Consider the following 20,216-nt stretch of genomic DNA (forward strand, 5'->3'; position numbering starts at 1 on the left):
CGGCGGGCTCTAATCGTGCAGGCGATGCGGCGCGACGATGACCCCGTCCGCGTCGGCGTAGAGCCAGTCGCCGGGGGTGAAGATGACGCCGCCGAAGGCGGTGGGGATGTCGATTTCGCCGATGGCGTCGCGGTCGGCGCGCAGGGGAGTGGTCCCGACGGCCTTGATGCCTACCGGCATGGTGTCGATGACGCCGCTGTCGCGGATCGCGCCGTGGACCACGATCCCGGCCCAGCCGTTGTCGAGGGCCAGGGTCGCCAGGTTGTCGCCCACGAGGGCGCGTTTCAGCGAGCCGCCGCCGTTGACCACCAGCACCGCGCCGTGGCCGGGGCGCTCCAGCGCCTGTCGGACCAAGGCGTTGTCGTCCAGCACGCTGAGGGTGCGGATCGGGCCGCAGAAGGCCGCGACGTGGCCGAAGCTGCGGAAGGGGATGTGGCAGACCTTCACCGTTTCGGGGTGGGCGTCGCAGAGGTCGGCGGTGGCGGGGATCATGGGAGGCTCCGGGGCTTGAGGGTGAAGTTTGCCCGGAGGCCCGCACGCCGAACAACCCGTTGGGCCAAAAAAGAGGCCCGCCCGATTGCTCGGGCGGGCCGGCTCCGTCCGACCGACCCCGCGGGGTCGGTAGGCGGGTCGCGGGGACGACGGACGGAAGCTCTATTGGAGCGGCTGGATCAGCCCTCCATGTCCTGACCTTCGTCGGGCTCGGGCGCGCCCAGCATGTCGTCGGCGATCTTGGCCGTGGACTGGCGCACGGCCTTCTCGATGGCGAGCGCCATGTCGGGATTGTTCTTCAGGAATTCCTTGGCGTTCTCACGGCCCTGACCGATGCGCGTTGAGTCGTAGGAGAACCAGGAGCCTGACTTCTCGATGATGTTGGCCTTGACGCCCAGGTCGATGATCTCGCCGATCTTGGAGATGCCCTCGCCGTACATGATGTCGAAGATGACCTCGCGGAACGGCGGGGCGACCTTGTTCTTGACCACCTTGACGCGGGTGGTGTTGCCGACGACCTCGTCGCGGTTCTTGATCGCGCCGGTGCGGCGGATGTCGAGGCGGACCGAGGCGTAGAACTTCAGCGCGTTGCCGCCCGTCGTCGTTTCCGGCGAGCCGTACATGACGCCGATCTTGTGACGGATCTGGTTGATGAAGAGGACGATGCACTTCGATTTGGAGATCGAGGCCGTCAGCTTGCGCAGGGCCTGCGACATCAGGCGGGCCTGAAGGCCGGGCAGGCTGTCGCCCATCTCGCCTTCGATTTCGGCGCGGGGCGTAAGCGCCGCGACCGAGTCCACTACCACGATGTCCACGGCGCCCGAGCGCACCAGGGTGTCGACGATCTCCAGGGCCTGTTCGCCGGCGTCGGGTTGCGACACCAGCAGGTCGTCGAGGTTGACGCCCAGCTTCTGGGCGTAGACCGGGTCCAGCGCGTGCTCGGCGTCGACGAAGGCGGCCACGCCGCCCTTCTTCTGGACCTCGGCCACGGTGTGCAGGGCGAGCGTCGTCTTGCCCGAGGATTCGGGGCCGAACACCTCGATCACCCGCCCGACCGGCAGGCCGCCGATGCCGAGCGCCATGTCCAGTCCCAGCGAACCGGTCGAGACGCTTTCGATCTCGGCCACCACCCCGGCCTTGCCGAGTTTCATCACCGAGCCCTTGCCGAAAGCGCGATCGATCTGCGCGATCGCCGCCTCAAGAGCGCGTTGCTTTTCGCCGTCTTCTTTACCCACGAGCTTCAATGCCGCCTGTGCCATTGGTTTTCTCTCCCTTGCCATGATTCCATTCTGGGCTTTGGGAGAGACCCGCCAGGACCCGCTCCCTCTGTGAGACGGACTATGTGCATGGTTTGTTCTGGTTCACAAGATGTTCTCATTTGCGTGCCGAGAACAAAATGCGATCTACGACCGTTTCTGACGTGATCGGCGCCCGGTCCAGAAGGGCCTGGCGTCGTGGAAACGTCCGCAGGCCTTGAGCGCGAGGGCCAGAAGCGCAGCCTCGTCGCGCTCGCGCCGACCGATGACGCGCCCGGCGGCGAAGGCGATCTTAGGATCGTCCAGGCGGGCCTCGCCGGGGATGCGGTCGCGCGCCACGGCCAGGTCGTTCAGTTCGCCGAGCCGGTCCTGCAGCCTTTCCAGGGATTTCAGATAGCGGGCGCGGCGGCGACGGGCGGAAAACAGGTCGCAGAAGAACTCGGCGGCGTAGCGCAGGCGCTTGGCGCGGATGCGCAGGTGATGCCGGGCCTCGGGGTCCAGATCGGTCAGGTCGCGGGCGCGTTTCTCGACCTGACGATGCAGGCGGCTGAGCGCCTCGGCGGCGAAGGGGGCGACCGGTTCGTCAGGCAGGGCCGCCGTCTCGATCCAGGCGGTCGTCTCCAGCATCAGCAGGGCGTAGCGGGGCGAGGCGATGGCCGTCAGAACGCGGTCATAGGCCTGACCTCGTGCGGTCAGCAGGTGACGGCCCAGAGCCGCGAGGCCGGGCGAGGGGGCCGCCAGGGCGGTCGGGTGGAAGACGTCTTGGATGAAGACATCCAGATCGCGAGCGGCGTCGGCCTCGTGCGCCAGCCATTTCAGTTCGGTCTCGATGCGTTCGCGCTCCGCCTCGGCCAGCAGGGGCTTGAAGACCCCGACGGCGGCGCGCAGGCGGCGCAGGCCCACGCGCATCTGATGCACGGCCTCGGGACGGCGCACGATCCGCAGCAGTTCGGCGTTGGCCGAGACCTGGCCCAGACAGGCCATGGCGATGCGGCGGAAGGCCTCGACCGTCGTGGCGTCGGGCGACAGGGGCGTGGCGACGGCGCGGCGGGGGCTGCGGCTCTGGCCATCTGCCAGCCGCCAGCCGCGCTCGGCCTTGCTCTCGAACACCGGGACGATGGCCAGGTCGCGCGCCAGCCGACGGGCGAGGCTGAAGAGGGCGGCGGGGGCACCCGCCTTCAACTCCAGCTCCAGTTCGTAGATGGGTTCGCGGCGCTCTCCGGCGGACAGTTCGCCGGCGTCGAAGGCGACCTCGATCCGGGCGCCCTCCCAATCGACCATGCGGATCCGGCGGACGACGGTGGTGGCGAAGCGGGGCGACAGGTCGCGGCGGCGGCCTTTCAGCAGCTTGTGGGCGGGCGTGGCCTTGAGCGCGGCACGGTCCAGCGCCTCCGAGGCGACGGGACCCTCCCATTCGTCGCGGGCGGTCTGGCCGGGGGCGATCTGGCGCTTCAGGGTCTGGACGAAGCCGTCCGGCGTGGCGCGAACCCTCAGGCCGCACCCCGCCGCGCGCAGGACGCCGTCGGGAGTGTCGAAATAGACCGAGCTCAGGGATTGGCTGGTCTGCGGCCCTTGCAGCGCCGGATGCCCCGACAGGCGCACGACCGCGCCCGGTCCGAGCCGGAACTTCAGTTCGGTTTCGGTTGCGGGCGAGGCCATGGGGCTATTCTAGGCCCCTCGCGGTCATCCCGGAAGCGGCGAAGCTCGTGGGCGATCCTCCCATGCGTAGCGGGGGAGGGGGATCATGCGCAGCATGGTGGAGGGGGCAAGGGCGGGTGTTGCCTTTGAAAGTGCACGGCGCGGCGCGGGTCACCTGTCGGAAGGGGGCGTTTGCATCCGCCCCCTCCACCGCCTGCGGCGGTCCCCCTCTTCCGTAAACGGGGGAGGATTGAAGACCTCAGTCCCGCGCTACCTGGAAGCCCGCAAACGACTGGCTGACCGGCATCAGCTCCAGGGCGTTGATGTTCAGGTGCGGCGGCAGGGTCGCGACCCAGAACAGGGTCTCGGCGATGTCCGCGCCGGTCATCGGCTGGGCGCCGCCGTAGAGGGCGTCCGACGCCGCCTGATCGCCGCTGGTGCGGACCAGGGTGAACTCGGTCTCGGTCATGCCGGGCTCGATGGAGGTGACGCGCACCCCGGTGCCGTGCAGGTCCGAGCGCAGGCCCAGCGAGAACTGGCGCACGAAGGCCTTGGTGCCGCCATAGGCGTTGCCGCCCTTGTAGGGATAGGTCGCGGCCACCGAGCTGATGTTCAGGATGGCGCCCTTGCGCGCGATCAGGCGCGGCAGCAGACGGCGCGTGATGGTCACCAGACCGGTGATGTTGGTGTCGATCATCTGACGCCACTGATCCAGATCGGCGTCCTGGGCGGCGGCGGTCCCCAGCGCCAGCCCGGCGTTGTTGATCAGGACGTCGATGTCGCCAAAGCTCTCGGGCAGGGCGTCCAGGGCCGCGTCGATGGCGGCTTCGTCGCGGATGTCGAAGACGAGGGGATGGACCACGTCCGCGCCCAGTTCGGCGACCAGTTCGTCCAGACGCTCGGCGCGGCGGCCGGTGGCGATTATCTTCCAGCCCGCCGAGGCGAAGCGGCGCGCCGCCGCCTGTCCGATGCCCGCCGTGGCGCCGGTGATGAGGACGGTTCGGCTCATGGTCTGCTCCTGTTCGCTGTCGGGGCTGTCTAGCGCCGCCGCAGCCCAGGCTCAAATGACGAAACGGCCGACGCCCCCTTTCAGGAACGCCGGCCGCTTGCTCCGGGGAGAGCGGGGGAAGGTCGTCAGGCGGCCCGGTTCTTCACCAGGTCGTCGACGACGGAAGGGTCGGCCAGGGTCGAGACATCGCCCAGGGCGCCCAGTTCGTTTTCGGCGATCTTGCGCAGGATGCGCCGCATGATCTTGCCGGATCGGGTCTTGGGCAGGCCCGGCGCCCACTGGATCACGTCGGGGGCGGCGATGGGGCCGATCTCGGTGCGGACGTGGGCGACCAGTTCCTTGCGCAGGGCCTCGGTGGCCTCCACGCCGCGCACCAGGGTCACGTATGCGTAGATGCCCTGACCCTTGATGTCGTGGGGGAAGCCGACGACCGCCGCCTCGGCCACGATGTCGTGCAGGACCAGGGCGCTCTCGACCTCGGCCGTGCCCATGCGGTGGCCCGAGACGTTGATGACGTCATCGACCCGGCCGGTGATCCAGTAGTCGCCGTCGGCGTCGCGGCGGCAGCCGTCGCCGGTGAAATACTTGCCCGGATAGGTCGAGAAATAGGTCTCGAAGAAGCGCTGGTGATCGCCATAGACGGTGCGCATCTGGCCCGGCCAGCTGTCGGTGATGCACAGGTTGCCCTCGGTCGCGCCCTCCAGAACCCCGCCTTCGGCGTCCACGATCTGCAGCTCGACGCCCGGCAGGGGCTTGGTGGCCGAGCCGGGCTTGAGGTCGGTGGCGCCCGGCAGGGGCGAGATCAGCACGCCGCCGGTTTCGGTCTGCCACCAGGTGTCGACGATGGGCAGGCGGCCGTCGCCGACCACCTCGTGATACCAGCGCCAGGCCTCGGGGTTGATCGGCTCGCCGACGCTGCCCAGCAGGCGCAGGCTCTTGCGGCTGGTCGTTTTCACCGGCGCGTCGCCTTCGCGCATCAGCGAGCGCAGGGCCGTGGGGGCGGTATAGAAGATCTCGACCTTGTGCTTATCGATGACCTCCCAGAAGCGGCTGACGCTCGGATAGTTGGGCACGCCCTCGAACAACAGGGTCGTGGCCCCGTTGGCCAGGGGGCCGTAGACGCCATAGGAGTGGCCCGTCACCCAGCCCACGTCGGCGGTGCACCAGAAGACCTCGCCGGGACGGTAATCGAAGACCAGTTCGTGGGTGTAGCTGGCCCAGAACAGATAGCCGCCGGTGGTGTGCAGCACGCCCTTGGGTTTGCCGGTCGAACCGGAGGTGTAGAGGATGAACAGGGGATCCTCGGCCTGCATCGGCTCGGGATGGCAATGGGTCGTGACCTTGGCGGCCTCGGTCTCATAGTCCCGGTCGCGGCCCTCGATGAAGCCCACGTCCGCGCCGGTGTGGCGGATCAGCAGGACGCCGTCCACGCCCGCGACCTTTTCCAGCGCCTTGTCGACATTGGCTTTCAGCGGCACCTTCTTGCCGCCGCGGCAGCCCTCGTCGGCGGTGATGACGAAGGTCGAGCCGCAGTCCTCGATGCGCCCGGCGATGCTGTCGGGCGAGAAGCCGCCGAAGATGACCGAGTGGACCGCGCCGATGCGGGCGCAGGCCAGCATGGCGTAGGCGGCCTCGGGGATCATGGGCAGATAGATGGTGACGCGGTCGCCTTTGCGGACGCCGTTGGCCTTGAGCACATTGGCCATGCGGCAGACGCGTTCATGAAGTTGGCCGTAGGTGACGCGCTCGCTGTCGGTCGGTTCGTCGCCTTCCCAGATGATGGCCGTGTCGTTTTCACGGTGCGGCAGGTGGCGGTCGATGCAGTTGGCCGAGACGTTCAGCACCCCGTCCTCGAACCAGCGGATGCGGAAGTCTTCCTTGTTGAACGACACATCCTTGATCTTCGACGGGAAGGTCATCCAGTCGAGGCGCTTGGCCTGTTCGCCCCAGTAGGCTTCCGGCGTTTCGCGCGCCGCGATCCGGGCCGCGTCATAGGCGTCGCGGTCCATGTGGGCGCGGGCGGCCAGGTCGGCGGGGACGGGATAGATTTCCGGATCAGACACGCGCTTTCCTCCCAGTTTCTTGTTTTAGAAGCCGTATTTGGCGAACAGGATCAGACGGGTCATGTCGCCGTCCAGTCCCGACTCCAGCTTGCGGTCAGCGAACATCAGTTCGGCCCCGACATCAAACGCCGTGACCGGCGACCAGATCAGGTTAGCGTGCAGGCTTTGCGCCGAGCGGTTGGCGCCGGTCCCGGTCAGCAGGACGTCATTGTCCACCTTCTGCGCCGACCAGATCAGGCTGGAGCGCCAGCCCGGCGTCCAGACGTGGCGATAGGCGGCGAAGCCGGCGACCACGCCGATGGCGTCCAACTGGCCCGAGCCGTCCAGCACGGCGTCGTTGGAGAAGTTGAGCCCCAGATAGCGGCCCACGCCCTCGCCGCCCGACAGCATGAAGCGCAGGTCGTCCTGGGCGCCGACCTTGACCTTGGCCGAGGCCGACAGGCCCCAGCCGACAGCCGTGTCGTCGACGGCGCTGACCGGGTTCTCATACTTCAGCTGACGCAGCAGGCCCGCGAACTGGATGTCGCCCCAGGGGCGGCTGAGGGCGTAGCGGGCCGTCAGGTCGGGCAGGCTGTTGTCGTCGGCGATGACGCGGGTTCCGCCGCCGAAGGGGGTGACGGTGGTCTCGGGGTTCTCGACCGCGATCGAGAAGGGACCGCGCGTGTAACGGATCTGGACCTGGCGGGCGAAGACCGTGCCCTCGGCGGCGCCGACGAAGTCGGCCGATTCCGGCAGGACGGCGGTGTTCTGGAAATTGGTCCACTCCTGACCGATCAGCCAGTTGTCGATGGTGACGAAGGCCCGGCGCAGGGCGGGGGTGGAGGCGCTGGTGATGCGTTGGTCGCCGGTTCCGGGCAGGCTCTGGAAGTCCATCTCCAGCCGGGTGCCGACCTTATGGCCGCCGACCAGACCGTCGGTGGTCAGCCAGAAACGGGTCTGACGGGCGTTGAAGTCCATCGCCGTATCCTCGTCGGCGCCGCCGACCGGGATGGAGCCGGGCAGGTGGTAGTCGCGCAGCGCGTCGCCGTTGGCCGGATCGCCGCCGGAATAGCGGGACGCCATGGCGTCGACCTTGACGAAGCCGCCGAACTTCACGGTGTGGTCGCCGATGCGGAAGCCTTCTTCGCGCTGAGCAGGGGCCGAGACCGGGGTGGCGGCGGGGCGGGCCTCCAGACGGATGATGTCCTGGGCCATGGCCTGGGACTGGGCGCTCTGCTGCGTGCGCGCGGCGGCGACCTCGGATTTCAGACTGTTCAGCTCGGCTTCGAGCTGGGCGATGCGCGCCTCGAGGGCCGCATTGGCGTCCTGGGCCCAGACGGCGCCGGGCGCGAACAGGAGCGCAGCCGCAGCCGCGCCGCCGAGCAGACGGAATCTTCCCATGTCATGTCCTCCCGGGTTCATCTGATGCGAACCTCGAGACGGCAGCATTCCGCGCGAGGGCGGTTTGCGGCCATTAGCCATTGGTCTAGTTTCGACCAAAGTCGAGGCGCGGCATGGTGTCGTCACAGCGCGGCCTCGACCCGAAAAAGAACCGCGCGCGGGAAGGATTTTCATGGATCGCATCGTCGTCGCCGACGACCACCCTCTGTTTCGGGCGGCGTTGAGATCGGCCGTCGAAAAGGCCGCGCCCGGCGCCGTGATTGCGGAATGCGCCAGCCTCGCCGAGGTTCAGACCGCCCTGGCTGACGGGGCGACCGACCTGCTGCTGCTGGACCTGAAACTGTCGGACAGCGAGGGCATGGCGGGCCTGACCCGCATCCGCGCCGACCACCCCGCCGTGCCGGTCGCCGTGGTTTCGGCCAGCGAGGAGCCGCCGACCGTGCGCCGCGCCCTGACCCTCGGCGCCGCCGGCTTCATCCCCAAGTCCGCCGCCCTGCCGGTCATGGTCGAGGCCATCGCCGTCATCCTGTCGGGCGATAGCTGGGCCCCTGACGTCGGCGAGCCCGGGGCCGGGGAGGGCGATCTGGAAGCCCGCATCGCCAGCCTGACGCCGTCGCAACTGCGCATTCTCGAGGGGCTGCGAGCCGGGCGCCTGAACAAGCAGATCGCCTTCGACCTCGGCGTCACCGAGGCCACCATCAAGGCCCACCTGACCAGCGTTTTCCGCAAGCTGGGCGTCCACAACCGCACCCAGGCGGTGATTTTGGCGCAGTCGATCGACCTCTAACGCGTTGTCTCTCCCTCCCACTTGGGGGAGGGTGGCTGACGCGCAGCGTCAGACGGGTGGGGGCGCTTCGGCAAATCAAGCGTGGCGCCCAGCATCGCCACGCCCTCCCCACCCGGTCGCTTCGCGACCACCCTCCCCCAAGTGGGAGGGAGAATTCTGATCAACGCGACAGAAACGCCTTCAGCGCCGCCGGCTTGACCGGCTTGGGCAGCAGGGTCGCGCCGGCCGCCGTCGCGGTCTCCTTCAGGCCCTCGCGGGTGTCGGCGGTGACAAGCCCGATGCGGCGCAGGCCCCGCGCGCGCAGGGCGTGGACGACCGTCAGCCCGTCCGCCCCGTCGCCCAGATGCAGATCCACCAGGGCCGCGTCGAACGGCCCCGCCGCCGCGATGCCGTCGGCCACGGTGCGCGCCGTCGTCGTCTGGGCGCCCCAGCGGCTCAGCAGGGCGGTCAGGGCGTCGAGGATGGCCGGTTCGTTGTCCACGCACAGCACCCGCAGCCCCGCCAGAGGCAGGCGGGCGTCGCCCTCGGCGAGGGGGGCGATCACGACCTGGGCGGCGGCGCGCGGGGCGCTGACGCGGAAGGTGGTGCCGCGCCCGACGCGCGACGCCATCGACAGCGGATGGCGCAGCAGGTCCGACAGCTTCTGCACGATGGCCAGCCCCAGACCGGCGCCGGGCTCATCCACCGGGGCGCCGGGCAGGCGGACGAACTCGCCGAAGACGTTTTCACGGTCGGCGTCGGGAATGCCGCGCCCGGTGTCGCAGACCAGCATCTGCACCGTGTCGCCGTCGCGCCGGGCGCCGACCAGAACCCGGCCCCGGTCGGTGTAGCGGATGGCGTTGGCGGTCAGGTTCTGCAACATGGAGCGCAGCAGATCGTGGTCCGAGGCGACCCACAGGCCGGACGGCATGACCGTCAGCCGCAGGCCCTTGGCGCGGGCCATGGGGGCGAACTCGCGGCGCAACTCGGCGAACAGGGCGTCCAGCGAGAGGGGAGCCACGGCGGGCTGGACCCCGCCCGCCTCCAGCTTGGACAGGTTCAACAGCGCCGTCAGCAGGCGGTGGGCGCTGTCGATGGAGCGGTCGGCGTTGGTGGCCAGCCCGCGTCCGGGCGATCCCGCCGCCAGCGCCGGCTCCTCCTTCAGGGCGGCGATGAACAGGCGCGCGGCGTGCAAGGGTTGCAACAGGTCGTGGCTGGCGGCGGCGAGGAAGCGGGTCTTGGAGGCGGTTGCGTCCTCGGCCAGACGGCGGGCTTCTTCGAGCCGTTCGGTGCGGTCGGCGACGCGGGCCTCCAGCCGCTCGTTGGCCTCCTCCAGATCGCGGGCGGCGCGGCGCAGGGCGGTGATGTCGGTGTAGCTCGTGGCGTAGCCCCCGCCGGGGATGGGGGCGCCGGAGGAACGCAGGATGCGGCCGTCGGGCTGCTCGCGCTCATGGTCGTGGGGGATGCGGCGCGCGAGAGCCTCCAGCCGCCGTTCGATCCAGGCATCGATATCGCCGGCGTCCGCGTCGGTCTCGCCCCGCTCGGCGTTCAGGCGATAGACGGCGGCGATGGGCAGGCCGACGTGGACGAAGCCGGCGGGCAGGTCGAACATCTCGACATAGCGCCGGTTCCAGGCGGTCAGGCGCAGGTCCTCGTCCACCACACTGACGCCCTGATCGATGTTGTCGAGCGTGGTCTGCAGCAGGTCGCGGTTGAACTGGACGGCCTGCGAGGCCTCGTCGAGCATCCGCACCACGTCCTCGGGCGCGCGCCCCCCGGCGGCCAGGGCGGCGGCGATGACGCGCCGGGCCGAGGCGGCGCCGACGGCCCCCGCCAGCATCCGCTCGGCGGCGCGGGCCAGACCGGCCTCGGCCGGGTCGGCGTCGCGCAGCTTCTGGTCGGTCTCGCGCGACCAGGCGACGAAGGCGCGCTCGGCCCGTTCGTCGCCGATGAAGCGGGCGACCAGGGCCTTGAGGTCGCCGACCGAGGCCCCGGCGGAGGCGCCGCGCCCCTCCATCCAGTCCGGCCCCAGCCGGTCGACGAAGGCGCGGGCCTGAACCCGGTCGATCAGGCGCGGCGTCCCCAGCCTGGAGACGGCGACGAAGACCACGAGGTTCAGCGCCAGACTGAGGAAGACCCCCGCCGCGAACGGATCGCTCAGCCCCAGCACGGCCGGGATGTTCAGACCAAACCCGGGCGCCAGCTGCGGCGCCGCCAGCATGACCAGCCAGACGGTCATGCCGACCGCCAGCCCCGCCAGGGCTCCTCTTGAGCGCCCGCCGCGCCACAGCACGGCGCCGAACAGGGCCGGCGCCAGCTGGGCCAGGGCGGCGAAGGACACCAGCCCCATGGCCGCCAGGCCGCTGGACTGGTCCATGGCCTGATAATAGAGCCAGGCCATGAGCAGCAGGGCGACGATGGCCACCCGGCGGATGTTCAGGATGGCGCGCGCCATGTCGCCCGCCCGTTCGCCGCGACGACGGCGCTCGGCGGCCAATAGCGGCAGGACCAGATTGTTGGACACCATGGCCGACAGGGCCACGGCCTCGACAATGACCATGGCCGTCGCCGCCGAGAAGCCGCCGACGAAGACGATGGCCGTCAGGGCCGACTGCCCGCTGTTCAACGGCAGGGCCAGCACCAGCAGGTCGGGATTGACCTCGGGCGCGAACAGGCCGCCCGCCGCCACCAGGGGCAGGACCGCCAGACTGGTCAGCAGCAGATAGACGGGAAAGATCCAGCGCGCGCGCCGCATCTGGGCCGGATCGCCGCCCTCGACAAAGGCGACGTGGAACTGTCGCGGCAGGCAGAAGATGGCGAGCGTCGCCACCAGGGTGATGGCCCAGAAGCGCCCGTCCAGATCGGGCCAGCGCGCCAGATCGCCGAGGCTGGCGGTCACGTCCGCAGAGGCTGGCGCGCGCGCCAGCAGCATCAGGGCGAAGACGGCCACGGCCAGCAGGGCCGTCAGCTTGACGATGGACTCGATGCCGATGGCCTGGATCAGGCCGCGGTTATGCTCGGTCAGGTCGGGACGGCGCGCGCCGAACAGGATGGCGAACCCGGCCAGCACCCCGGCCATGACCAGCACCGTCAGGCTCTCGGAACCGGCGACCGGCGTCCCCTCGGTCAGCATCTCGCCCGCCATGGACAGGGATTTCAGCTGCAGGGCGATGTAGGGCAGGGACCCCAGGATGGCGACGGCGGCGACCGCCGCGCCGAGCGCCGGGCTCTTGCCGTAGCGCGAGGAGATGAAGTCGGCCATCGAGCCGACGTTCTCGCGCCGGGCCGCCGCCGCGATCCGCTTCCACAGTGGAAACAGGACCGTCACCCCCAGCGCCGGGCCGATGTAGATGGGCAGGTATTCCCAGGCCGACCGCGCCGCCGTCCCCACCGCCCCGTAATAGGTCCACGACGTGCAGTAGATGGCCAGCGACAGGGCGTAGAGCGATGGCCCCAGCGCCCCGCCGCGCGTCTTGATCGACGGGCGTTCGTACCACCAGGCGACCGCGAACAGGGTCGCCATATAGGCGGCCACGAGGGCCAGGGTCGCGAGGCTGAACATGACCGGCATCTGGGACGGAGCGGGGCTGGGGGACAAGAACAAAAAGAGGGGCGGCCGGAAACCGGACCGCCCCTGCAGGTTGGCGAAGCTTATCGACCTCAGTCGTGGATGTTCACGTCCTTGCCTTCCTTCACGAAGAGCACGCCGATGATCAGGGTCAGCACCGCGATCGCGATGGGATACCAGAGGCCGTAGTAGATGTTGCCCGTGGCCGCGACCATGGCGAAGGCCGTGGTCGGCAGGAAGCCGCCGAACCAGCCGTTGCCGATGTGATAGGGCAGGGACATGGAGGTGTAGCGCACCTTGGTCGGGAACATCTCGACCAGGGCGGCGGCGATCGGGCCGTAGACCATGGTCACATAGAGGACCAGCAGGAACAGGATGCCGATCACCAGGGGCTTGTTGACCAGGGCGCTGTCGGCCTTGGCCGGATAGCCGGCCTCGGTCAGGGCGGCGGTCAGGCCGGTGTCCCACGCCTTCTTCTGGGCGTCGAAGTCGGCCTTGGCCAGGACCTTGCCGTTGAAGCTCTCGACCACGCGTTCACCGATGCGGACCTGGGTCACGGTTCCGGCGGGGGCGGCCTCGTTGACATAGGTGACGCCGGCCTTGGCCAGGTGGGTCTTGGCGATGTCGCACGAACTGTTGAAGACGGTCTTGCCCACCGGGTCGAACTGGAAGTGGCAGTCGGCCGGGTCGGCGTAGACGGTGACCGGCGCCGAGGCGGCGGCGGCGGCCAGGCGCGGGTTGGCCGCGCCCGTCAGGGCGTTGAACAGCGGGAAGTAGGTCAGGGCGGCCAGCAGGCAGCCGATCAGGATGATGGGCTTGCGGCCGATCTTGTCCGACAGCCAGCCGAAGAAGACGAAGAAGGGCGTCGCCAGCGCCAGGGCGGCGGCGATCAGGATGTTCGACAGGGCCGGATCGACCTTCAGCGTCTTCTCGAGGAAGAAGAGGGCGTAGAACTGACCGGTGTACCAGACCACGGCCTGACCGGCGGCGAGGCCGAACAGGGCGATCAGCACCAGCTTCAGGTTCGGCCACTTCATGAAGCTGTCCTTCAGCGGCGTGGTCGAGCCCTTGCCTTCGGCCTTCATGCGCTTGAAGGCGGGGCTTTCCGACAGCTTCAGGCGGATCCACAGGCTCACGCCCAGCAGCAGGATCGAGACGATGAAGGGGATGCGCCAGCCCCAGCTGACGAAGGCTTCCTCGCCGATGACGAAGCGGACGCCCAGAATGACCATCAGGCTGAGCAACAGGCCCACGGTGGCGGTGATCTGGATGAAGGAGGTGTAGAAGCCGCGCTTGCCGTGCGGGGCGTGCTCGGCGACGTAGGTGGCGGCTCCGCCGTATTCACCGCCGAGCGCCAGACCCTGGATCAGGCGCATGAGCACCAGGATGATCGGCGCGGCGATGCCGATGGCGGCATAGGGCGGCAGCAGGCCGACCACGAAGGTCGACAGGCCCATCAGCAGCATGGTGACGAGGAAGGTGTTCTTGCGCCCCCACAGGTCGCCCATGCGGCCGAAGACGATGGCCCCGAACGGACGCACCGCGAAACCGGCGGCGAAGGCCATCAGGGCGAAGATGAAGCCGGTGGTCTCGTTCACGCCCGAGAAGAACTGGGCGGAGATGATCGCGGCCAGCGAGCCGTAGAGATAGAAGTCGTACCATTCGATGACGGTGCCGACGGACGACGCAAGGATCACCAGCCGGTCGTTCTTGTCGACCGTGTGCTCCGCGCCCTCCGCCGCACTCATGGTGCGGTCGGTCATGGGCAGTCCCTTCCTTTAGAGCCGCGTGTCGCGGCCGTTTCCTCGCGATCCTGTTGCCGGATCGTCGAAAGGCAGAGTGACAGCAGGTCGCGGGCTTTGGAGAGAGCGACTTTGGTCGAACGGCGTCTATCGTCCGTGTGGGGTGCGAAATCTGGGACGTTAGGGCGTTTCCGTGTTGTCGTGGACCGCGACAGGCATCACATGAAGACCTGACGTCGCCGTTCGGCGACCCCGGCGCGAGAGGACATCCATGGCCCGTAAGCCCAACTACAGCTTTGAACGTCAGGAGCGCGAGCGCGCCGAGGCCAAGAAGGCCGAGGCCAAGGCCGAAGCCAAGGCCGCCAAGCGCGCCGCCAAGGCCGCCGGCCGCGCGGAGGGCGAGGACGAGACCGAGCCGTCCGAGGACTGATCGGGCCTACAGCCCCATGCAGAGGTATTTGATCTCGAGGTAGTCCTCGATGCCGTGGCTGGAGCCTTCGCGGCCCTGGCCCGACTGCTTGATCCCGCCGAAGGGCGCGACCTCGGTGGAGATCAGGCCGGTGTTGATGCCGATCATGCCGGTCTCCAGCGCCTCGGCCACGCGCCAGACGCGGCTCAGGTCGCGGGCGTAGAAGTAGCCGGCCAGACCGAAGATGGTGTCGTTGGCCAGGGCGATCCCTTCCTCTTCCGTTTCGAAACGGACGACGCCGGAGACGGGGCCGAAGGTCTCCTCGCGGCACATCTTCATGTCCTGGGTGACGCCCGACAGGACGGTCGGCTGGACGAAGGTCATGCCCAGGGCGTGACGCTGGCCGCCGGTCAGCAGGCTCGCGCCCTTGGCCAGGGCGTCGGCGACGTGTTCCTCGACCTTCCTGACCGCCTTCTCGTCGATCAGGGGGCCGATCTGGACGCCCTCGTCCAGGCCGTTTCCGACCTTCAGGGCCTCAGTGGCCTTGGTCAGCTTGGCGACGAATTCGTCGTGGACCCCGGCCTGCACATAGAAGCGGTTGGTGCAGACGCAGGTCTGGCCCGCGTTGCGATACTTGGAGGCGACGGCCCCCGCCACCGCCGCGTCCACGTCGGCGTCGTCGAAGACCAGGAAGGGGGCGTTGCCGCCCAGCTCCAGACTCATCTTCTTGATGGTGTCCGACGACTGCTTCATCAGCAGACGGCCGATCTCGGTCGAGCCGGTGAAGCTGATCTTGCGCACCGCCTCATTGGACGTCAGCTCGCCGCCGATGACCGAGGCCGAGCCGGTGACGACGTTGAACAGGCCGGGCGGCAGGCCGGCCTCCTCGGCCAGCACCGCCAGGGCCAGGGCCGTCAACGGCGTCTGGCTGGCGGGCTTCAGCACCACGGCGCATCCGGCCGCCAGGGCCGGGCCGACCTTGCGGGTGATCATGGCGGCCGGGAAGTTCCACGGGGTGATGGCCCCGACCACGCCGATCGGCTGGCGCAGCGTCATCAACCGCTTGCCGGCGTCATAGGTCGGGATGACCTCGCCATAGGTGCGCTTACCCTCCTCGGCGAACCATTCGATGAAGCCGGCGGCATAGGCGATCTCGCCCTTGGCCTCGGTCAGGCTCTTGCCCTGTTCGCGGGTCAGCAGGCGGCCCAGCGCCTCTTGTTCGCTCATCATCAGGTCGAACCAGCGGCGCAGGACGCGCGCCCGGTCGCCCGCCGTCTTCGCGGCCCAGGGCTTCATGGCGGCCTCGGCGGCGGCGACGGCGCGCCGGGTCTCGGCCGCGCCCATGTCGGGCACAGCGGCCAGCACCTCGCCCGTCGCCGGGTTGGTCACTTCAAAAGACGCGCCGCTGTCGGCGTCGACCCAGCGGCCGTCGACATAGGCCTGATGACGAAGCAGGCGGGCGGGATCGGACATGGGCGGCTCCTGACGCATGGGGAGCCGTCATAACGCGCCGCTAGGCCTACGGCTGCAAGACGACGAAACGCCTAGCCCAGCGCCAATCCCATGCGGACCAGGGCCGACAGGCTGTCCGCCTCCATCTTGGCCATGACCTTGGCGCGGAAGACCTCGACCGTGCGCGGGCTGATGTCCAGGTCCAGGGCGATGGCCTTGTTCGAATGTCCGTGGATCAGGGCGTCGAAGACCTGACGTTCGCGCGGGGTCAGGCGGGTCAGGCGCTGCTCGGCGGCGGCACGGGTCGCCTGCTCATGACCGACGGCGTTCAGCCGCGTCAGGCAGCCGCGCACGGTCTCGATCAGGCGGCGCGGATCGAAGGGCTTTTCGATGAAGTCGACGATGCCGGCCTTCATCATCTGCACCGCCATCGGCACGTCGGCGTGGCCGGTGATGACGATGACGGGCCAGGCGGCGCCGCGCAGTTGAGTCAGGCGGCGAACGACTTCATCGCCTTCCATGTCGGGCATCCGCACGTCGGTGATGACGCAGGCGGTGGCGTCTTCAGGCAGGTTCTTGAAGAAGTCGACGCCGCTGGCGAAGCCGCGCGCCCGGATGCCTTCGCCGCGCAGCAGCATCAGCAGGGAATCGCGGACGGCGGCGTCGTCGTCGATGATGAAGACGGAGTGGAGGCTCATGCGTTCTCGACGCTCGATTCTCGGTTGAGGGTGAACGAGAAGGCCGCGCCCCCCAACGCGCTTCTCGAGACTTGCAGTCGTCCGCCGTGGCTTTCGACAATGGTGCGGGTGACGGACAGGCCCAACCCCATGCCGCCGGTCTTGGTGGTGGTCAGCGGCTGGAAGATCCGCTCGATCTGGTCTTCGGCGATGCCGGGGCCGTTGTCCTCGACGCTGATGCGATAGTGCGTGTCCGAAGTCGGGCGACCGACGATGACCACCTCGGGCGCGGCGTGCTCGCCGACGGCCTCGACCGCATTGCGGACCAGGTTGACCATGGCCTGCTGGAACTGGATTCGCTCGGCCCGGACGCGGTCGTTCCCGGTCTCGACCTCCATGCGAATGGCGACGCCCTTGCTGGAGCCGATCATCGTCAGGATGGGGCCCAGGTCCTCGACCATGGAAGAGGCGCGCTCGCTGTCCAGGCGGCGCGCTTCCGGCGACAGGAGCTCGCGCATCCGTCGAATGATCTTGCCGGCGCGCAACAGCTGGCCCTTGGCCAGTTCGACGGTGCGCAGGGCGCTGCCGCCCAAGGCTCCAGCCTTCTCCATGTCCACCTGGCTGGCGTGCAGATAGGTGGCGGCGGCGCTCAGCGGCTGGTTCAGTTCATGGGCCAGGGTGGCGGCCATCTCGCCGAGCGAGTTGAGGCGCCAGACCTTGTTCAACTGGGCGTGCAATTCGCGGGCCTGGGCGTCGGCCGCATGCCATCGGCTGAGATCGGTCAGGCACAGGGCCACATGAGTGTCGCCGATCGGGTCCGACGCCACGCCGAACTGAATGCTCAACGGAAAGGTCGCACCGTCGGGACGCAGGCCGGTCCAGTGGCCGTCCCTGGCTTCCAGCGCCCCGCCGGTCGCGCCGGACCCGAGGATCGCCGCGACATCGAAGCCTGACGCCAGCTCGGAGAAGGGCCTGCCGACGGCCGCGGCTTCGTTGAGGCCGAACAGGGTGGAGGCGGCGGGGCTCAGGTGGCGCACCTCGCCCTCGGCGTTCAACGTCACCACAGGCACCGAGGCCAGGGCGGTGTTGAGCATGACGTCCTTGGCCGCCAGCTGTCGGGACAGGTCGCGGGTGCGATCCTGCATGGCGCGCATGGCCCAGCAGACTTCCGCGAGAATCCATGACACCGCCGCGAACAGCAGGGCGTTGGTCAGGGCGTCGGTCAGGCTTTCGCGCGGCACCAGGGTCAGGTTGACGGCGATGGACAGGGCGATGGCCAGGCCGGTGGCGATGCGCCGGGCCAGTATGGCGGTGATCAGGACCGCCGGCACCATGGGGAGATAGTAGAACTGTCCCAGGCCTTCGAGCAGGCTTCTGAAGCCGACCGCCCCGCCCACCGCGATGATCGCCAGCGCGATCCCGCTCCAACGCCGACGCGATACGGCGCTTGCGAGAGACAGAAGGCTATCTATCGCCGATTGAATGGGATCTCTCCTCACGCTTCTGGATTGCTGAACGGTAAGCTGTGGAGGTGCAATCTACAGAATCTCGCCGAGGCGCGCCTTCTATACATAGGTCGCACATTTCGCAAACCGGTCATTAACCATGAGCTTCTGTGCGCTTGCTTAATCCTGATGGCGTGTTGCCGAGCTGTATGGCGGCAAAAAAATGGCGGTTACTGTAAAAATGGTTGTCGGCCGTTAAGGATGTTCCCTTTTGTCTCGCCGGCATGGTCCAAGGCCTGGGTTCCGCAGGGAGTCGAATGGGCAAATTCTGACAGGATGCGGATTTCTACGTAGTTCCTGATTTACAAAAATCTACGGTTGTTCGGCCAGAAAAGCCTCATGATCACTGAGGTAAAAATGCTCGAACAGCGTTGCGTTAAGCGCCAGAACGGCGCCGTCATCATCCCGCTTCTCGTCGGCCTGAGCGCCGCGATGGGCGCCGGCGCCGCCCAGGCGCATTCCATTGAAGCTCCGGATTTCAGCGCCCAGGTCGGCGTCGCCAGCCAATATGTCGGCAAGGGTCTGGGCAAGAGCGCCGGGGATCCCAGCGTCAACGGCACGGTCGAAGTCTCCTCCGGAGCCTTCTACGCCAACGTCTTCGTCTCCACCGCCAAGCTGTCGCAAGGCTCGGACGCCGAGATCGTCAGCGCCGTCGGCTGGCGCCCCGAGGCGGCCGGCTACAAGTTCGACTTCTCGGTGGTGAACCGCGACCTGCCGGGCACCCGCGCCGGCGTCGACGCCAACTACTGGGAATACCAGGCCGACGCCTCGCGCAAGATCGGCCCGGTCAGCACCCGCCTGCGCGTCAACTATACGCCCGACGGTTTCGCCGCGACCAAGGAAGCCTGGTGGATCGAGGTCCAGGGCACGGTTTCGGTCGGTCCGAAGACCAAGGCCTCCGCCGCCATCGCTGACCGCACCGCCGACGGCGGCGCCGAATACGCCGCCTGGAATGTCGGCGTGAAACACAAGTTGACCGAGAAACTGGCGCTGGACCTGCGCTGGTACGACACCGACAGCCACGCCCTGGGCGAGAACTACGACGGCCGCCTGGTGGGCGCCCTGACGTTCGCGCTCTGAGCCGATTGAACAGAAAGTTCCGGGGGGAAGACCAATGAGCATGTTGAGCGATCTGAAGATCGAGCGGAAACTGATGGCGGCCTTCGCCGTCGTCATCCTGGCCATCGTCGCCATGGGCGTGACGGTGTTCGCACAGGTCAATGCGCTGGAAAAAGCGCGCATGGACCGGGTGCGGGCGTCGGCCGTGCAGCGTGAAGCCGAAACGGCCAAATTCTACCTGGCGCGCCAGGAAAGCAGCTATCGCGGCTTCCTGCTGTCGAGCGACGGCTACTATCTGGAGCGACTGAGCGCGCACCGGGAGAACTTCAACAAGAGCCTGGACCGGATCGCCCAGCTGGATCGCTCCAGCGAGGAGGAAGTCCGCGCGGCGCGCGTCGCCGCCGACGATTGGGCCAAGAACGTCGTCGAGGCGGGCCGCGTCCTCTCCGCTGACCCGGCGACCCAGGCCCAGGCCGTGGCCATGGTCGGCCGCGAAGGCGTGGCCGACAAATACATCAGCCCGGCCGAGGACGCGCTCGAGACCCTCGTCGATGAAAAGTCGCAGCAGAGCCGTGTCTACGGCGAGATCCAGGATTCGGTCGCCAAGTCGGTGCGAATGGTGCTGATCGGCGGGGTCGTCCTGGCCCTGATCATCGCCGCCGCCATGGCCTTCTTGCTGACCAACCTGCTGGGCAAGCCGCTGCTGTCGATGACCTCGGCCATGCGTCGTCTGGCCGGCGGCGACACCTCGATCATCGTTCCGGCCATGGGCCGCAAGGACGAAGTCGGCCAGATGGCCTCGGCCGTCACGGCCTTCAAGGACGCGGCCATCGCCAACGCCCGTCTGGAAGCCGAGGCCGTGGCCCAGCGCCAGGCCGCCGAGGACGAGCGCGCTCGCGTCGAGGCCGAGAAGGCCAAGGCGGCCGAGGAAGACCGCGTCGCCATCACGGCTCTGGCCGAGGGCCTGCAAGCCATGGCCGGCGGCGACCTGACCCACCGCATGACCGTCCAGGTCGCGCCCAAGGCTGAACAGCTGAAGACCGACTTCAACGCCGCCATTTCGCAGCTGGAACAGGCCGTGGCCGTGGTGGTGACCAACGTCGCCGCCATCCGTTCGGGTTCGAGCGAGATCAGCCAGGCCTCCGACGACCTGTCGCGCCGCACCGAGCAGCAGGCGGCCTCGCTGGAGGAAACCGCCGC

General features: G+C 68.5%; 15 protein-coding genes. 4 read left to right on the plus strand and 11 right to left on the minus strand.

From position 1 onward, the window contains the following. Positions 1 to 9: 9 nt before the first annotated feature. The 6 genes from rraA to ACI2KI_RS16735 all read right to left on the minus strand — a co-directional run bounded on the left by rraA (position 10) and on the right by ACI2KI_RS16735 (position 7,838). Positions 10 to 492, minus strand: a complete 483-nt coding sequence (gene rraA / locus ACI2KI_RS16710; RefSeq protein WP_404621894.1) for a ribonuclease E activity regulator RraA — start codon at positions 490 to 492, stop codon at positions 10 to 12. 179 nt (positions 493 to 671) lie between these two features. After that, positions 672 to 1,751 carry a recombinase RecA gene (gene recA, locus ACI2KI_RS16715; protein WP_404621896.1) on the minus strand — a complete coding sequence of 360 codons (1,080 nt, stop codon included), beginning with the start codon at positions 1,749 to 1,751 and terminating at the stop codon, positions 672 to 674. Between the two features lie 144 nt (positions 1,752 to 1,895). Then, positions 1,896 to 3,407, minus strand: a complete 1,512-nt coding sequence (locus ACI2KI_RS16720) for a CHAD domain-containing protein (RefSeq protein WP_404621898.1) — start codon at positions 3,405 to 3,407, stop codon at positions 1,896 to 1,898. 238 nt (positions 3,408 to 3,645) lie between these two features. After that, positions 3,646 to 4,395, minus strand: a complete 750-nt coding sequence (locus tag ACI2KI_RS16725; protein WP_404621900.1) for an SDR family NAD(P)-dependent oxidoreductase — start codon at positions 4,393 to 4,395, stop codon at positions 3,646 to 3,648. Positions 4,396 to 4,520: 125 nt separating this feature from the next. Continuing rightward, a complete protein-coding gene (gene acs / locus ACI2KI_RS16730; RefSeq protein WP_404621902.1) occupies positions 4,521 to 6,458 on the minus strand; it encodes an acetate--CoA ligase in 1,938 nt (645 codons plus the stop codon). Positions 6,459 to 6,482: 24 nt separating this feature from the next. Continuing rightward, complete coding sequence (locus ACI2KI_RS16735; protein ID WP_404621904.1) at positions 6,483 to 7,838, minus strand: DcaP family trimeric outer membrane transporter; 1,356 nt, start codon at positions 7,836 to 7,838, stop codon at positions 6,483 to 6,485. A gap of 172 nt (positions 7,839 to 8,010) precedes the next feature. On the opposite strand from ACI2KI_RS16735, the gene ACI2KI_RS16740 reads away from it, so the two are divergent. Next, entirely contained in the window at positions 8,011 to 8,625 is a 615-nt protein-coding gene (locus ACI2KI_RS16740) for a response regulator (protein WP_404621906.1), read from the plus strand. A gap of 160 nt (positions 8,626 to 8,785) precedes the next feature. Here ACI2KI_RS16740 and ACI2KI_RS16745 read toward each other — a convergent pair whose 3' ends face one another. Further along, positions 8,786 to 12,166, minus strand: a complete 3,381-nt coding sequence (locus tag ACI2KI_RS16745; RefSeq protein ID WP_404621908.1) for a PAS-domain containing protein — start codon at positions 12,164 to 12,166, stop codon at positions 8,786 to 8,788. Between the two features lie 98 nt (positions 12,167 to 12,264). Then, positions 12,265 to 13,920: an MFS transporter gene (locus ACI2KI_RS16750; protein ID WP_404621922.1), complete on the minus strand. Its 1,656-nt coding sequence runs from the start codon at positions 13,918 to 13,920 to the stop codon at positions 12,265 to 12,267. Positions 13,921 to 14,185: 265 nt separating this feature from the next. Here ACI2KI_RS16750 and ACI2KI_RS16755 point away from each other — a divergent pair, with 265 nt between their 5' ends. Then, positions 14,186 to 14,344 (plus strand): hypothetical protein, encoded by a 159-nt coding sequence (locus ACI2KI_RS16755; RefSeq protein WP_404621910.1) that lies wholly within the window; start codon positions 14,186 to 14,188, stop codon positions 14,342 to 14,344. Between the two features lie 6 nt (positions 14,345 to 14,350). Here the strand turns inward: ACI2KI_RS16755 and ACI2KI_RS16760 are convergent, their stop codons facing one another. The 3 genes from ACI2KI_RS16760 to ACI2KI_RS16770 all read right to left on the minus strand — a co-directional run bounded on the left by ACI2KI_RS16760 (position 14,351) and on the right by ACI2KI_RS16770 (position 17,849). Beyond that, complete coding sequence (locus ACI2KI_RS16760; protein WP_404621912.1) at positions 14,351 to 15,796, minus strand: NAD-dependent succinate-semialdehyde dehydrogenase; 1,446 nt, start codon at positions 15,794 to 15,796, stop codon at positions 14,351 to 14,353. Between the two features lie 71 nt (positions 15,797 to 15,867). Continuing rightward, a complete protein-coding gene (gene fixJ / locus ACI2KI_RS16765; RefSeq protein WP_292083554.1) occupies positions 15,868 to 16,473 on the minus strand; it encodes a response regulator FixJ in 606 nt (201 codons plus the stop codon). After that, the gene (locus ACI2KI_RS16770; protein ID WP_404621914.1) at positions 16,470 to 17,849 is read right to left on the minus strand and encodes a sensor histidine kinase; all 1,380 of its coding nucleotides are present in this window, start codon (positions 17,847 to 17,849) and stop codon (positions 16,470 to 16,472) included. The genes fixJ and ACI2KI_RS16770 overlap by 4 nt, the downstream gene beginning before the upstream one ends. Positions 17,850 to 18,314: 465 nt before the next feature. Here ACI2KI_RS16770 and ACI2KI_RS16775 point away from each other — a divergent pair, with 465 nt between their 5' ends. Continuing rightward, positions 18,315 to 19,037 carry a TorF family putative porin gene (locus ACI2KI_RS16775; RefSeq protein WP_404621916.1) on the plus strand — a complete coding sequence of 241 codons (723 nt, stop codon included), beginning with the start codon at positions 18,315 to 18,317 and terminating at the stop codon, positions 19,035 to 19,037. A 34-nt stretch (positions 19,038 to 19,071) separates the two neighbouring features. Further along, positions 19,072 to 20,216 (plus strand): HAMP domain-containing protein (locus tag ACI2KI_RS16780; RefSeq protein WP_404621918.1); only part of this gene is annotated, 1,145 nt, incomplete at its 3' end.

The organism is Brevundimonas sp. NPDC046655, assembly GCF_044901625.1.
GTDB lineage: Bacteria > Pseudomonadota > Alphaproteobacteria > Caulobacterales > Caulobacteraceae > Brevundimonas.

Excerpts from the sequence above, each read along its gene's own strand:
- rraA (WP_404621894.1), bottom strand. The coding sequence starts at position 492 with ATGATCCCCGCCACCGCCGACCTCTGCGACGCCCACCCCGAAACGGTG.
- recA (WP_404621896.1), bottom strand. The coding sequence starts at position 1,751 with ATGGCACAGGCGGCATTGAAGCTCGTGGGTAAAGAAGACGGCGAAAAG.
- ACI2KI_RS16720 (WP_404621898.1), bottom strand. The coding sequence starts at position 3,407 with ATGGCCTCGCCCGCAACCGAAACCGAACTGAAGTTCCGGCTCGGACCG.
- ACI2KI_RS16725 (WP_404621900.1), bottom strand. The coding sequence starts at position 4,395 with ATGAGCCGAACCGTCCTCATCACCGGCGCCACGGCGGGCATCGGACAG.
- ACI2KI_RS16735 (WP_404621904.1), bottom strand. The coding sequence starts at position 7,838 with ATGGGAAGATTCCGTCTGCTCGGCGGCGCGGCTGCGGCTGCGCTCCTG.
- ACI2KI_RS16740 (WP_404621906.1), top strand. The coding sequence starts at position 8,011 with ATGGATCGCATCGTCGTCGCCGACGACCACCCTCTGTTTCGGGCGGCG.
- ACI2KI_RS16745 (WP_404621908.1), bottom strand. The coding sequence starts at position 12,166 with ATGTTCAGCCTCGCGACCCTGGCCCTCGTGGCCGCCTATATGGCGACC.
- ACI2KI_RS16750 (WP_404621922.1), bottom strand. The coding sequence starts at position 13,920 with ATGAGTGCGGCGGAGGGCGCGGAGCACACGGTCGACAAGAACGACCGG.
- ACI2KI_RS16755 (WP_404621910.1), top strand. The coding sequence starts at position 14,186 with ATGGCCCGTAAGCCCAACTACAGCTTTGAACGTCAGGAGCGCGAGCGC.
- ACI2KI_RS16760 (WP_404621912.1), bottom strand. The coding sequence starts at position 15,796 with ATGTCCGATCCCGCCCGCCTGCTTCGTCATCAGGCCTATGTCGACGGC.
- fixJ (WP_292083554.1), bottom strand. The coding sequence starts at position 16,473 with ATGAGCCTCCACTCCGTCTTCATCATCGACGACGACGCCGCCGTCCGC.
- ACI2KI_RS16775 (WP_404621916.1), top strand. The coding sequence starts at position 18,315 with ATGCTCGAACAGCGTTGCGTTAAGCGCCAGAACGGCGCCGTCATCATC.